Below are 14003 nucleotides of genomic sequence, written 5' to 3'. Positions count from 1 at the left end.
CACCATGCCCGCACATCCGACCGCGACAGCACCACCTTCACCACCCGCCTCGACGGCACGGCAGCTTCAGGACGCTTCGCCCCTCAAGCCGTGCTCACTACAGCAAGTAGCAAGACAGTCGAGGAACACGAGGGGACTTGAATCACCCACAAGCCTCTTACCTGCACAAACGCGATATCACCGCGCGACACGCAAACGGCCGAGGGCTGTCGACCGACGGCTTTCGTCGAACGTTTCGGATCTTCGTACGCGGTGCGGGGTGCGACGGGCCCGGCGAGCACGGCCGTCCACGGCCGCGCGCAGACGGTCGCGCGGCGCGGCCCGCACCGCGACCTGATGCAGGCACGCTGCATGTCCAGCGATCTGTGCAACGGGAGAACGGCACGCTTCGAATCGTCCAGCCGAAGACCCGGGGATCACGCCGGCCGCTGCCGGTTTCCCTCTCTCGCGCTCGGCGCACTGCATCGACAGCGGAGCAGGCAGGCGAAGGAGCGGATCGACGCCGGCGAGCACTGGTGGGAGAACGGACTCGTCTTCGCGTCGACCGTCGGCACGCTGATGGAGCCGAGGAACGTCACGCGGCGCGTCGAGCAGCTCCGCGACCGGGCGGGCCTCCCGTGACTACGGCTGCACGATCTTCGTCACGCCTGCGCCACCTTCCTCCTGGCCGCCGGCGTCGAGCCCCGGACGGTGCTGGAGATCCTCGGGCACACGACGTCCCGGATGACGATGGAGCGCTACGGCCACGCTCTCCCCGAGCGTCTGCACGCCGCTGCCGACGCCATGGACGGCTTCCTGGGCGAGATGGCTGTGGACAAGCCGGACGGAGACCGACACCGAACAGGCTTGGCTACACAGTTGGCTACATAACGATCAACGCCTACCCCGCCAGGTCGGGCGCAGCCCGACACTCGGGGGTTCGGGGGTCGCCCCCCGGGCAGACATCGCGGCTGGTGGCGAAGCTGACCAAAGGTCAGCGAGCAACCGAATCCAGCGCGTGGACAAAACCGTCCACAATACGAACCACTACCCGAAAATCGCCGGACCGGTCATAGTGCTCGACACCTAATGGTTAGTCGATATGTCCCGAGGTGTCGACGGCGGGGAGACGGTCTTGGCCCATTCCGCCCAGTCCGCGAGTGCCTGGTAGAGCCGGACGCCGGCCTCGATCGTCACCCGCATGGACCGGACCTGCGGGTTGTCGCCGAACTCGCCGCGGTCCTTGGCGTCCGCGTAGGCCCGGTAGCGCGCTGCGGACTCGGCGAAGAACCGGGCTTCCTCGTCGAGGCGTCGACGTAGGTCATCAGGGTCCATCAGCCAGAAGAACAGTGAGCGCAGTAGGGACTGCACACGCATTGTGTGGTCGATCTCGCCGGTGGTCAGCCAGTCACGGATCTCGTCCAGTCCGGCGTCGGTGATCCGGTACGCCTTGCGTCGCCGCGGCCCCTCGGTGTCCACCTCGATCAGACCGTCGTCGGTGAGCCGGCGCAGCTCCGCATAGATCTTCGGGTGCTGCGCTGGCCAGATCTGGCCCAGTACCTCCTGGAAGCGCCGGGCCAGATCATATCCGCTGGCCGGGCCCTCGGCGAGGAGGCCGAGCAGTCCGTGGCGCAGCGACATCACGTTCTCCTCGCGAGGCTGTCCTGGTCACCATATTGACATGGCCTGGAGGACATGTGCGAAGCTGGGGCCACATCAAGATGTCCCAAAGTACATGTCCTCTAGGCCATAGTTAGGTGTTCGATGACGGAGACGGAGCGACGTGGCGGCGTCCTCGTAAGCGGCGCGGCCGGCGGGATCGGCGCGGCGACCGTGCGGCTGCTGGCCGATCGGGGCTACCTGGTGTTCGCGGCGGTGCGCGCGGAGAACCACACCAGCCGCGTCCTGGCCGACCTATCCGGCGTGCAGGTGGTCACGATGGACGTCGCCGACCCGGAGAGCGTCGCCACAGCGGCCGAAGAGGTTAACGGCGCGGTGCCGAACGGCGGCCTGCGCGCGGTGGTCAACAACGCCGGCGTGATCGTGCAGGGGCCGCTGGAGCTGGTGCCACCGGACGAGCTGCGCCGCCAGTTCGAGGTCAACACCTTCGGGCCGGCCTACGTCACCCAGGCGTTTCTGCCGATGCTGCGGGCCGGCCACGGCCGGATCATCAATGTCACCGCGCCCACCGCTCGCGTCCCGATGCCGTTCATGGCACCGATCTCAGCGAGCAAAGCAGCCCTCGACGCGCTTTCCACCGCTCTGAGGCTGGAACTGGCCGCGTGGAAGGTGCCAGTAGTGCTCGTCGAGCCGGGTGCCACCGAGACCCAGATCTTCGACAAGGCCGACACCGCAGCGCGGGAGGCGTTGGGGGCGGCCACACCGGCGCAGGTGGCGCTCTACCGCGACCACCTCACCGCGATGGAGCAGGCGAGAAAGCGGTTGCGGACCCGGCCGGTCGAGCCGGTTGCCCGCGCGATCGCGACCGCCGTGACCGCCCGCCGTCCGCGGCGGCGTTACTCCATCGCCGACGCCCGCGCCATCGGTGTCCTCGCCCACCTGCCCGCCCGGCTACGCGAGCGCCTGGTCATGAGCACCCTCGGGCTACGCGGGGTGGGAACCGAACGATGAGGACGATCGTGCTCGTCGGAGCCACGTCCGGCCTCGGCCGTCACGCCGCGCACATCCTGAAGGAGGCCGGCCACCGGCTCGTCCTCGTCGGCCGCGACCCGAAACGGGCGGCCCAGCTGGCCCACGACCTGCCCACCGCCACAGTCATCGCTGCCGACATCTCGACGGCGGCTGGCATCGACCTCGTGGCCGAAAAGGTACATGCCGTCGTCGACCGCGTGGACACCCTGGTGAACAACGCCGGCGTCATGCTTCCCACCCGCCGCACCACCAGCGAGGGCATCGAGCTGAACCTAGCCGTGCATCATCTCGCGCCCTACTCGACGACCGCCCGGCTCCTCCCGCTGCTGCGCCACGGCGACGGCCGGATCATCAACGTCAACTCCGAGGGCCATCGCGCCCCGATGCGCGGGGCTGGGCCGGTCCACCTCGACCTGACCGACCTGAACAGCGAACGGCGCTACGACCCGTTCCTCACCTACAGCCGCACGAAGCTGGCCAACCTGCTCTTCACCTACGAACTACAACGGCGTCATCCCGAACTGACCGTCGCCGCAGTCCACCCGGGCATGGTCCGCACCAACCTGGGCCGGCACTTCCCACGACTCCGGGTCGCCCTGCTACTCCCGTTCATGATGTCCCCGCGGCAAGGGGCGCGGCCGGTGATCCACCTGGCTTCCGCACCCACGATCAGCGCGGGACGCTACTACGACCGGCTCAGACCCGTCTCCTCGTCGCCCGCCTCCTACGACACCAACACCGCCCGCCGGCTGTGGGAGATCACGTCCGACATTCGCGGCCCCTTCGGATGACTCCAGGGTGGATGTCGGGGCTCCGCGGCCCAGCGGACAGCCACCTGCGACGGCTCTGAGCCGTTGACGCCGACTACGACCGGCGGGCGGTCCCGCGGGCCGCTCTCGTCCGCCGCCCCGCCAAGGACGACGAGCGGGCCGGAGGAACGGTGCAGGAGCCCGGCGATCGTCCGGTCGAGCGTCTCCGCGGCGGCCGCGACTCGAGGTGATGCTCTCAGCGTTCACCGGAGGTGAGGATCGTCGGGGCCGACGAAAGGGAATGTCCGCACCTGTCCCTCGGCCTACCTGGCCGCGACCACGAATCCGGTCCCGGCGCCCCGGGCGGGAAGACAATCTGCGGGGCGTACGGGACACCGCCGCCGAACTACGGAGGCCGCACTCAGCAGCGGTCCCGGTTGCGACGGTGCCCGGTGGTCAGATCCGATCGGCAACCGTGCGTGCCAGGTCCTTCAGCGGCCCGCTGTTCTCCGCCGGGTCGTTGCCACGCACCAGGTTGATGGACACCCAGAAAGCAGCCCTTCTGACAAAGACCGCCGCATCCTCGAAATACGCCTCATCGCCGATTCCTGACAAAGGCTGGAGATCGTGGCCGATGCCACGCTCGGCAGCGAGGTAGTTCTCCGCGGTCTCTCCCACGAAAATCTCGACCTGAGCCGTCGGCCCGTCGGGTGGCGCTGTGTAGGTGCACGTCCCGGCCAGCGCCACCGGGCTGGAAAGCGAGGTACCGGCGAGTTTCTCGGCCTCCGGCCTGGACACGAGCCCGCAGGGCCTCCCTGCCGTGCCAGCCGACGACGCCACCGTACCCGCCGGCGCCGCCGTGTCAGCCTGCGGGGCCGCAGTATCGGACGACGGGGCCACCGGTTTCACCCGCTTGTTTCCGCTGGTGGCCACCGCGCTCGTTTGCCCGGGCGCCGACGACGGCGCCGCTGCGCCGGTCGACGGAGTGCAGCCCGCCAGGCCCATGATGACGAGAGCCGCAAGCACGGGAAACGCGGCGCGAACAGCGGCGCGATTGTGGTTCATCACAGGAGGTTCCATACCGGCCCCGTCTGTCGGCGTTTGATAATACATTTCCCACCGCTCCGTCCAATCCCGGTGGCGGCTGGTCTCATCGGCACTGAATCACCGTGCGGCCAGGCCTCATTCGGGTCGGAGAAGTCGGGCGATCTTCACCTCGAACTCCTCGCGGCTGAGCACTCCTGCCTCTCGCAGTGCAGCGATCCTCCGCAGCCGGTCGTCGCGGACCGGATCAGCCGGGAGTTCGGGGGGCGGGGCGGGCGGCGCCGGGCCGAGACGGCCTTGGATAAGGTCCACAACCCTTCTGCCGTCGCGCTTGTTCACCTTCGCGATCTCCATCCGGTCGCCCGCGGCGTGAACGATGATTCTCCCCAGCACCATGCCGCCGGCCCATTCCACCGAGGAGACGTTCCTCAGCAGGAGGTCTTCGCTGGACCGGCACCTGTGGCCTGCCAGCACGAACAACAGCCGGCGATCGGTGAGCACGAGGATTCCGCCGCCCCTGCCGCGCGATCCTCTCGCCATGTCCGTGACGAGTTCGCCGGCCCACAGGTACTCCGCAAGACACCGGATCTGCCGGCCGCCGCCGATCCCTCGTCGCATTTTCTGGCTGGCCTGTCTGATGTCCTCTCGCATCTCGACACGCCCAGGTCATGAACGATGAACAATGTCCACTCGCCCTGGCTGCCCGGCTGGCCGCGGCTGACGGCCCATCCTTGCGTCGAGGACGAAGTGACGGTGCTGAAGACCCGGCTCGTTGCGCCCGAAGACCAGTTCGGATCGCGCGCCCGAGGAAAGGTTCTTCTGGATCTCGACAGCGAGCTGATAGTCCTCGTCGCGGACTGTCGAGTGCGCGAAGTCGAACAGTCTCTCCGCACCCGCCCGGGTGGTCTCGTCTTCGAGGTCCAGCCCGGAGGCGTTCTGGTGGCAGGTCACCGAGTGCCCGGGCCCGCTGCCGGGGTAGATCCGGAAGACCTCGCTGTTGGCGGCACTCACCGAGACGACGATGTTAGGAAACAGCGCATAAGCGATCGACAGGTTGTCCAGCGGCTTCCACTCTTCGGCGGGAAGGTCCGTGAGGCGCGTGATGTGCCGCAACGGAACGACCAGCCGATGGTGCGGGCCGAACGAGTCGAAAAGCGCGCAGTTTCCCAGGGCGAGCTGGGCGAACGTGCCGCGGTGCAGGGTGGAGAAGTGATAGCTCTCGGCGAAGGTGTCCAGAGCGAGCTTCCAGTTGATCGGAGAGTCGAGTACCCGCTCGCCCACCAGCGACCAGTCGCCGATCCCCCACGAGGCAAGCTCCGGGCCGAGCGGCCCCAGATGGGCCTCGATGTCCAGGGGCCCGTTCTCCGGCTGGAGGCCGACCCACAGAAACCCGGCATGCTCCGCGGCCGGCAGTTCCGTGAGGCCGCTTCCGCCAGCCGTCAGCGACGGGAAACCCTCACGGCCGGGTCCTCCGACGAAGCGGCCCTGTGTGTCGTACGTCCAGGCGTGGTACGGGCACACGAACCGTTCGGCTGTGCCGCAGCGCACCGCGACCGGTGCCTGGCGATGAGCGCAGATGTTGTGGAAGGCCCTGACGGTGCCGTCCTGGCTCCGGGTCAGGAGTACGGGAACGTCCATCACCGTCTTCGTGCAGAAACTTCCGGCGGTCGGCAGCTCCGAGCGGTAGCCGACCAGCTGTGGCGAGCGGAGGACGAGTTCGCGTTCGCGTTCGAAACTTTCCTGGCTGGTGTAGGCATCGGCCGGCTGACGGCGTTCAGCCGGCTCCATGTCGGTTGTCCGGTCCGTGGCGACTTTGAGCGCGCGCCGGGTGAGGTCCATGAGCTCGCTGCGGTCCATCGGTGGCTCCCTGGTAAGGCGGCCGGGTCATGGCCGGCCCGCCAAGTGATCGGTAGAGTCTCCGGCCGATCGTGTCGGGCGAGAGAGAAATCAGGACTTGTGGATCTCCTCGAGAACGTCGGCGGTACGGCATGCCGCGTTCTCTGTCTTCAGCCGGCTGGCCAGCCGCGCTGCACGTTCCCGTGGTTCGTGGGCCAGCAGGGGGACCGCGGCAGCGACGAGGGCCCGCTCGCTCATCTCGGAAAAGCGAAGGGATGCGCCGATACCGAGGCGTTCGAGCCGGGCGCCCCAGAAGGGCTGGTCGCCGATGACCGAGCACACGACGGTCGGCAGTCCGGCTGCGACGGAGGCCGCTGTGGTGCCGGCGCCGCCGTGGTGCACGGCGATGCGGCAACGCGGGAGCACCGTGTCGTGGTCGAGGTCTCCGACGACGCACACCCGCCGGTCGGCGCTGACGCCGGTCGTGGCCCACGCCCCGCTCACCAGCGCGCGCAGCCCCAGTCTGTCGGCGACCGTGCTAAGCAACTCGAGGATCCGGGGCGGATCCAGGACCGGCATGCTCCCGAATCCGAAGTATGCGGGTGGCTCGCCCTCGTCCAGCCACTGGTCGACGGCGGGGTCGAGCTGGTGCTCCCCGAGCAGCCGGCGCTGCTCGGGCGACAGAGTGAGGAAACCCACCAGCGGGCGACGCTGACCCCAGTCAGCGAGTTCTGGCACCAGGAACCGGCTGTAGGCCTGGATTTCCGTCGAGCCGGCCCGCGCCAGCCGGCGTGGGGTGGGTTCCCGGGCCGGCCGCAGGCCCAGCCTCGCACGCAGCCGGTTGACGTCGGCGGCGAGGGCCCGCCACCCGGCGAACTCGACAGCCGGATACATCAGGCGGTTGACGACCCGCGGCAGCCGGCGGGTGCTGGCGATGAAGAAGGGGAACTCTCCGTTGGCCCGCATCGGCGCGTGGTGCAGACATGCCATCGGCACCCCCCGCCACTCCGCGATACAGGCCGCCTCGTCCTCGATGGTCACCCCGGACACGATGAGATCTGCGTCGGTGGAGATGTCCGCCATGGCGTCGGCGATACGTTCCGCCCGCTGGCGTTTGTACCGACCGAACCCGTTCATGATTTTCCTCAGGTCACCTGATGCCAGCCAGGCCCGTACCTCCTCGGAGCCCATGAACTCGTGCGCGTCGACGCCGATCGACGCCGTGTCGAGTCCCATTCTGATACCGAAACCAGCAAGGTCCCCGGGCACGCCCAACACCACCTCGTGACCGCGCCGGACCAGTTCGGCGCCGATTATCGCCGCGGGTTGGGCATCCCCCCGGGTACCCATCGCGAAGATTGCAACACGCACGGGGCAGCCTTTCCTCAGAAAATCCGATAATCACGGTGGAGACAAGGCCGGTACATTGGCCTGCGCCGCCGTTTTCGTGCTCTGCGGATATGGTGGCTTCGGTCGTGCTGTCCGGCGATCTCACCGGACGCATTCGCGGCGGGAACCGTCCGGAATCGCCGGTGCGGGGCCCCTCGACCGTGTGCGGGAGTGTCCGGTGAGGCCGGACGCCGGGCGCGCCGTCGCACGGAGAGCGTGCCCTCGCACGGCGAACCGTCTCAGGGCGGACCGTGTCGGGTTAGGCGGAGGGGAACAGGCGGATCACTCGGACCGGAGAAGCACCCTGTCGGCACCATTCCACTGGGCGAGGCCTCCGGCCGCGGCGAAGATCCTGCCAGACAGCTGGGTTCGCGCCGTCACATCCAGCTTCCCGAAGACGGCACGTAGATGGTGTTCGACGGTCTTCTCGCTGAGGACGAGCTCCCGGGCGACCTGACGGTTGGTGAGACCCGCGGCGACCAGCTTGGCGACGGCAAGCTCCGGGGTGGTCAGGCGGGATGCGTCCGGTTCCCGGCGGCAGCCGTCCCGAGGTGCCCATCCGCCGGCGACGAGTTCGCTCTCGCAGCGGTCCAGGTAGGGGCGGGCGTCCAGCAGGCTGAGGGTGTCGTGGGCGGCTCTGAGCTGCCTGATGGCGTCGGCGGGCCGGCCGGCCCTGCGCAGGAAGGCACCGTAGAGGTGATGGAGCAGCGCCCGCTCGAACGGCAGGTCGACGTGTTCCCATTCGGCGAGGCCCGCGCGAAAGGCCCTGTCGGCTGCGCTCACGTTGTCCCGGCGTGCTTCCAGGTTGCCGCGGCTGCGGGCGGCGGCGGCCATTGCAGCGCGGCGCCCACGCAGTCTGGCTGCCGCCTCGAACCGGATCAGCACCTCCTCGGCCCGTCCGAGGTCACCGACCTCCACCAGAGCGTCGACAAGGGTGTCCTGCCACCCAGAGACTCCAGGCTCGGCATCAAGGTCCAGCAGCCCGGACCGGACCGGCGGTTCGAGGGCCGCGACGATCTCGGCGGGTAGGCCACGGGCCCGTGCCAGGTGGGCCGTGGCGATGGCCGCGCTCGCGACGAGATACGGAAACCCGCTTTCGGCGAAGGCCTGCGTCGTCCGGACGTGTTCCTCGGCCTCCACCCAATGGCCACGAGCCGCGGGTACCAGGACGCCGACCTGATGGCAGTACGGGACGAGAGCGCCGTCGTCGGAGTCGGCCATCAGCGACAACGCGTGATCGCAGTGGATCGCGGCATCGTCCCAGAGCCCCGCCCGGTACTCGGCCTGGGCGAGCGCGGTGGTGACCGACACCCGGAAAAGGAGCGAGCGGTCCCGGCCGGCGGCCAGGACCCCGCCGAGGTCCCGGCGCGCGCCGGCGAAATCATCGACCAGAGCGTGCAGGGATCCCCTGCCCGCGAGCATGTCCAGGTCAGTCATGGAGGCCACGGCGGGGTCCGGCAGGTCGGCGACCGAATCGAGGACGGCGTCGAGATGCCCGCTCATCGCCAGCCCGCCCATCCGGATCTGCCCGATGAGGTCGAACGCCGCGTGGCCGGGGCTCAACGCCAGCGCCCGCCCGGCCCACTCGGCGGACTCCGCGCCGAGGAGCTTCGTCTGGTAAAGAGCAGCGAGCCAGCCGGCGACCCGAGCACCGAGCAGCGGGTCGGCGTCGGCACCACCGTCCGGGTCGCAGCGCTTCCAGGCGCTCCGCAGCCGTGTCTCGGCCTCGTCCGCGTCACCGCGCTGGAAGGCGAAGCGGCCCAGCAGGTAGTCACGCCAGGCGGTCGGGCGGAAACCGCGAACCTCACCGACCTTCCCGAGAGGATCAGGCACATCACCCGCCAGCAGCTGGCAGTCCGCCGCCTCCAACGTCAGCTGCTCGTAGTCGGTGCGCGACGGGGCGAGCCGGGCGGCGGTGGACAAATGGTTCGCGGCGGCGGCCCACGCCCCCGCGGTCGCCTGCTCCCGGCCCTGCCTGGCCAGCTCCATTGCCAGCCCGCCGTCCGGCCCGGTGGCGGCACGGGCCAGATGGTGCAGTCGCAGGGCCTCCTCCTCGGCGAGAGCCGCCGCACGGGTGTGCAGCTCGGCGCGCCGCGCCGGGCCGGCCTGCTCGTAGATCGCGGCGTGCACCAGCGGATGCGGGAACCGAAGACCCCACGCGACCGGCTGCTCCACCAGCAGGCCCGCCGCGATCGCCTGCTCCAGGGCAGACAGCGGCTCGTCCACCCCGCCGACCGCTGCAGCCTGGACCAGGGTGGGATGCGCGCCGAGGACGCTGGCCGCGGTCGCCAGCTCCCGGCCCTGGACCGGTGCTGCCGCAAGCCTCGCCACGACGAGCATCGCAAACGAGCGCGGCACCGGCAGCGGCACGTCGAGATTGTCGAAGGCCTCCGTCGGGACCTCCTCGAGCAGCGCACGGGCGTGCAGTGGATTGCCGCCTGTGTGGGCTCGCAGGCGGGCGCAGGCTCGCCAGGACAGCGGCCCGGTGGCGTGCGCGGAGCTCAGGGCCCGCAGCTCGGTGTCGTCCAACCCCTCGAGCAGGAGACGGACGGTCCGCTCGTCCATCAGCAGCCGGCGCAGCCCGTCCGGAAGCTGCGCGTCCACCAGATCCCGGACCATCACCAGGGCGAGCACCCGGTCGGCCCGCAACCGCCGCAGCGCGAACGTCAGCGCCTGCAGGGACGGCCGATCCGCCCAGTGCGCGTCGTCGACGACCAGCACGACCGGGCCGGACCGCTGCAGCTCGCCGAGCAGTTCGACCAGAGCCGCGCCGGCGACCAGCGGATCGGGTGACGGGCCGCGGACGGATCCCGCGGTGCCGGTCAGCTCACCCGGACCGCTCGGGGAGGGCTGGTCCGCTCCGAGTACCCGGGCCGCCTCGGCGGTCAGCTGGTCGAGCACCCCGAAGCTGAGACCCGTCTCGTCCTCCTCGCCGCTCGCCCACAGCACGCAGCCGGCATCCGCCTCGCCGAGGAGATGACGGGCCAGAGCCGTCTTGCCGATTCCCGCCGGGCCCTCCAGCAGCGCGACCCGCGGCCGCCCGCCGAGGACATCGGCGACCGCCCGGCGCAGCTGAAGCAACGCCTCCGGCCGCCCCACGAACGACGCCCGCCCGCCGTCCACCAGCAGGGCGTCACGTAGGGCGCCGGCCGCCGGGCCGGATCGCGGCCCCGGCCTCAGGCCGGACACCGGGGCCGGTCCCGGGTCGGCGTCCTGCGCTTCGATCCGGCGCAACCGCCGGGCCGCCTCCGTCGCCGAGCGGTTGACGCTGCGCAGGCCGGCCATCCTGACCAGCAGGTCGCGGTAGGCGTCGTCCCAGCCCTGCCGGTCCCGCAGATCGTCAGGTAGCGGCCGGCCGGACTCCTGCGCGACCCGGATACAGGTATCGACGAACACCTCGAGGTGATCCTGCGCGGGACGCACCGGCCGGCTTCTGCTGATCATTCCGTCGATGGTGCTGCGTTTCAGGCGCAACGGCGGTTCCCCGGGCCGCCGTCGGGGGGTCTTCGCACTGGCGGCCACCAGATCCCGAATCGACAGACCAGCAGCATCCCGGAGCGCCCGCAACCGCTCCGCGAACTCCGGCCGGGGATCCGGCGCATTACCCACCCAACCCCCCGCCCGAGGTATCCCTCGGGTGTCCGGCGACGCCGGACACCCCCGAAGTCACGATAACTCGCACCGTGACCGGACAGCCCGGAGCCGTGACGGATGGCATCTGGCGGCGGCCGTATCGGCCAGCGGGCGTGTGAAGCGCACTGCGGCCGTTCCAAGCCACCCAAGGGCAAGCCGCACTCGACGGGCTGCGAATTCAGACCGACTGGTCGTAGAAGCCGGTAGTCACACCCTGCGCACCCACAATCTTCTGATCTGCCTCGCCGAGCGTGAACTGGTGATCGCCGGCCCCGATACCGGGTCCGCGTACTTGTGTGGCTGCCAGCCGGGTCGCGGCCCAGTGGACTGCGGTTGCACCCGGGCGCGGCGGGCGGCTTTCTCGACCAGCCCGCGTCGGAGGTACGCAACTACCAGGTGAACGCCGATGAGGTGTTCGGCTAGGAGGCTGCGCGGCTGGCGGAACGGCTCGCCGGGCGTCCGCGGCCGACCGGCTGCGGCTGCTGGCTCAGGTCGTCCCGGTGTCCGCGGGATCGGGTCCCGCGGGCACAGAGTGTGGGGTCAGCCGCCGGAGACGGCCTCGAGACCGTCCTCGACGGCATAGCACGACGCTTCGCCCACCCAGACGGTATCCACTACGCCGAGTAGCGAGGCGGTCGAAGAGTGCGATGGGACTTGAACCGCTCAGACGCCTCTGACCTGCGCAAACGCGATGCCGCCACCCGGCAGGCACCTGCCACACCAACAAAACGATCAATAAATCGAACGCCATCGCAGGTCAGCACCTATGTGACCCTGCGTAGTGGACAAAACCGTCCACAATACGAACCACTACCCGAACATCGTGGGGCCGGTCGTATCGCTCGACGTCTACTGATGGTTAATGCACGGGGTTAATGCTGCTGGTGATGGCTTGTGGTGTGTGGGTACATCTATCGGCATGAGGTATGCGACGGGTGGCGGGTTGACGCCCGCCGGGCAGGTGGAACGGGAGCGGGTTCGGTTGGCCGCGGCGGACAGGTTCGCTGCGGGAGCGACACGGACGGAGGTGGCGCGGGAATTCAAGGTGACCCCGAAAACAGCGGGCTGCTGGTATCGGGCATGGGAATCGGGGGGTGCGGCGGCGTTGCGGTCGACCGGTCCGGTGTCCTCGTGCCGGTTGGATGATCGGGATCTGGCCCGGTTGGAGGCGATCTTGCGTCGGGGGCCGGGGGTGTATGGCTGGACCGATCAGCGGTGGACCCTGGCCCGGGTCGCGCAGGTGATCAGGCGGGAGTTCGGGATCACCTACACCGTGCCGGGGGTGTGGATGCTGCTGGACCGCAACGGCTGGTCGTGCCAGCTGCCGGTGCGGCGCGCGGTCGAACGTGATGACACTGTGGTCGAGGAGTGGAAGGACCGGGGATGGCCGGCGGTAAAACCACCGCGGCGGCCCGGGGTGCCTGGGTCTGTTTCCTCGACGAGACAGGGCAGGGCCTGAGGCCGCCACGTGGACGGACGTGGGCGCGCCGCGGGGTGACCCCGGTGGTGCGGGTGCCGGGGCGGGGTGGGGCCGGGCGGGTGAGTGTGGTCGGGATGGTCTGCTACAAACCCGGGCAGCGGGCCCGGCTGGTCTACCGGGTCCGGGTCAGTCACGGCCGTTCGGGTGAGCGCAAGGGGCTGTGCTGGGCGGACTGTCGGGATCTTCTGCTGGCCGCGCACGTGCAGCTTCCCGGGGGTCGGCTGGTGGTGGTGTGGGACCGGTTGAACATCCACCTCCAGGCGCAGATGGCCGCGTTTCTGGCCGCGCACACCGGCTGGATCAGTGTTGTGTGGCTGCCGGCCTATGCGCCCGATCTGAATCCCACGGAGGGTGCCTGGTCGTATCTGAAACGCACAACCCTGGTGCATCTGGCTGCCCGTGGTATCGACGAGGTATTTCAGGCGTTCAAGCATGGACTGAAACGTATGCAGTACCGGCCCGAGCTTCTCGTCGGGTTCCTTGCCGAAACCGGACTGGCCTGGGAAAATCTCCGATCAAAATAACCTCGCACATTAATCATCAGTAGCCATCCCAAGCCGCCTACCTGCGGTTTCATCGCACTGAACTCGGTTTTCGCCCGCGCCCTGTCCGGCCGCCTACCGCCTCCATCCGGGCACGAATCCATGTCAACGCGACCGCCACGCCCGCCGATCGGCCGCGTCCCCGCATCTTCGCGGAACAGCCGACGTCCGCCACCTCGCCAGCCAGCCGACCGCGATCACCCGCATGCCGGATGTCTGGAGCGGGAGCTGCGGAAAACCACCCGGATCGGTGAGCGCGGGGAGAACGGGGATGTGCCACCTTTTCGACGAGGTCGCGGGCCTGCTGACGGACACTCCACGAGGCGGCGTGACCGTTGACATACCCGATCCCGAGCTGCGGTGCGGCGTCATCGGCCACCAGCGTGGCGATCCTGCCGGCGATCTCCCGCTGAACACCGCCGGTCAGCCGAGGGTCGGGGCTCACCGCCGGCGCAGAAAAGCTCACCGTCGCCGAATGTGTAAGGCATCGCGCGGTTGATCTGCGCGACAACCCAGACCGACTGCCACCCGGCCCGCCGCGAGGACCTACCGGCCGATCTTCACCACTGTGGGCGTGCCTGTCGGCTGGGCGTCTGGTTTACGCCGGTTCGTCACTCTCCGGCTAGCCTCTAACGCCGATGATGATCATGGGGCCGCAGGCGGCCGAGTCGGCCCGGAGTGGATCGCGCCTTGATCGTT

12 protein-coding genes are annotated in these 14003 nt (G+C 69.4%); 6 read left to right on the top strand and 6 right to left on the bottom strand.

All coding sequences use genetic code 11. The annotated features are described in order from the left end of the window. Positions 1-252 precede the first annotated feature (252 nt). Both FRANEAN1_RS41935 and FRANEAN1_RS41930 read left to right on the top strand, forming a co-directional pair. A complete protein-coding gene (locus FRANEAN1_RS41935) occupies positions 253-621 on the top strand; it encodes a hypothetical protein (protein ID WP_012157524.1) in 369 nt (122 codons plus the stop codon). 6 nt (positions 622-627) lie between these two features. Continuing rightward, a complete protein-coding gene (locus tag FRANEAN1_RS41930; RefSeq protein WP_198145565.1) occupies positions 628-870 on the top strand; it encodes a tyrosine-type recombinase/integrase in 243 nt (80 codons plus the stop codon). Positions 871-1065: 195 nt separating this feature from the next. On the opposite strand, the gene FRANEAN1_RS00360 is transcribed toward FRANEAN1_RS41930, so the two are convergent. Continuing rightward, complete coding sequence (locus tag FRANEAN1_RS00360; RefSeq protein ID WP_012157523.1) at positions 1066-1620, bottom strand: PadR family transcriptional regulator; 555 nt, start codon at positions 1618-1620, stop codon at positions 1066-1068. A gap of 123 nt (positions 1621-1743) precedes the next feature. Here FRANEAN1_RS00360 and FRANEAN1_RS00355 point away from each other — a divergent pair, with 123 nt between their 5' ends. Both FRANEAN1_RS00355 and FRANEAN1_RS00350 read left to right on the top strand, forming a co-directional pair. Continuing rightward, positions 1744-2610 (top strand): SDR family NAD(P)-dependent oxidoreductase, encoded by an 867-nt coding sequence (locus FRANEAN1_RS00355; RefSeq protein ID WP_012157522.1) that lies wholly within the window; start codon positions 1744-1746, stop codon positions 2608-2610. Beyond that, positions 2607-3422, top strand: a complete 816-nt coding sequence (locus FRANEAN1_RS00350) for an SDR family NAD(P)-dependent oxidoreductase (RefSeq protein ID WP_012157521.1) — start codon at positions 2607-2609, stop codon at positions 3420-3422. Before FRANEAN1_RS00355 ends, FRANEAN1_RS00350 begins: the two co-directional genes overlap by 4 nt. Positions 3423-3836: 414 nt before the next feature. Here the strand turns inward: FRANEAN1_RS00350 and FRANEAN1_RS00345 are convergent, their stop codons facing one another. From FRANEAN1_RS00345 to FRANEAN1_RS00325, 5 genes are all read right to left on the bottom strand, one after another. After that, positions 3837-4445, bottom strand: coding sequence for a DUF3558 domain-containing protein (locus tag FRANEAN1_RS00345; RefSeq protein ID WP_347177292.1), 609 nt, complete (start codon positions 4443-4445; stop codon positions 3837-3839). 117 nt (positions 4446-4562) lie between these two features. After that, the gene (locus FRANEAN1_RS00340) at positions 4563-5075 is read right to left on the bottom strand and encodes a PH domain-containing protein (RefSeq protein WP_012157519.1); all 513 of its coding nucleotides are present in this window, start codon (positions 5073-5075) and stop codon (positions 4563-4565) included. 15 nt (positions 5076-5090) lie between these two features. Further along, positions 5091-6281, bottom strand: coding sequence for an SRPBCC family protein (locus FRANEAN1_RS00335; RefSeq protein ID WP_012157518.1), 1191 nt, complete (start codon positions 6279-6281; stop codon positions 5091-5093). A gap of 90 nt (positions 6282-6371) precedes the next feature. Beyond that, positions 6372-7631 (bottom strand): glycosyltransferase, encoded by a 1260-nt coding sequence (locus tag FRANEAN1_RS00330; protein WP_012157517.1) that lies wholly within the window; start codon positions 7629-7631, stop codon positions 6372-6374. Positions 7632-7931: 300 nt separating this feature from the next. Then, entirely contained in the window at positions 7932-11123 is a 3192-nt protein-coding gene (locus FRANEAN1_RS00325; RefSeq protein ID WP_347176925.1) for an AAA family ATPase, read from the bottom strand. Between the two features lie 1021 nt (positions 11124-12144). On the opposite strand from FRANEAN1_RS00325, the gene FRANEAN1_RS00320 reads away from it, so the two are divergent. Further along, the gene (locus FRANEAN1_RS00320) at positions 12145-12741 is read left to right on the top strand and encodes a winged helix-turn-helix domain-containing protein (protein WP_347176705.1); all 597 of its coding nucleotides are present in this window, start codon (positions 12145-12147) and stop codon (positions 12739-12741) included. After that, positions 12666-13286, top strand: a complete 621-nt coding sequence (locus FRANEAN1_RS00315) for a transposase (protein ID WP_012157514.1) — start codon at positions 12666-12668, stop codon at positions 13284-13286. Before FRANEAN1_RS00320 ends, FRANEAN1_RS00315 begins: the two co-directional genes overlap by 76 nt. Positions 13287-14003 lie beyond the last annotated feature (717 nt).

This window comes from Parafrankia sp. EAN1pec (assembly GCF_000018005.1).
Lineage (GTDB): Bacteria > Actinomycetota > Actinomycetes > Frankiales > Frankiaceae > Parafrankia > Parafrankia soli.
Note: the sequence above shows the minus strand (reverse complement) of the source record. Positions and strands in the feature narration are given on the sequence as shown.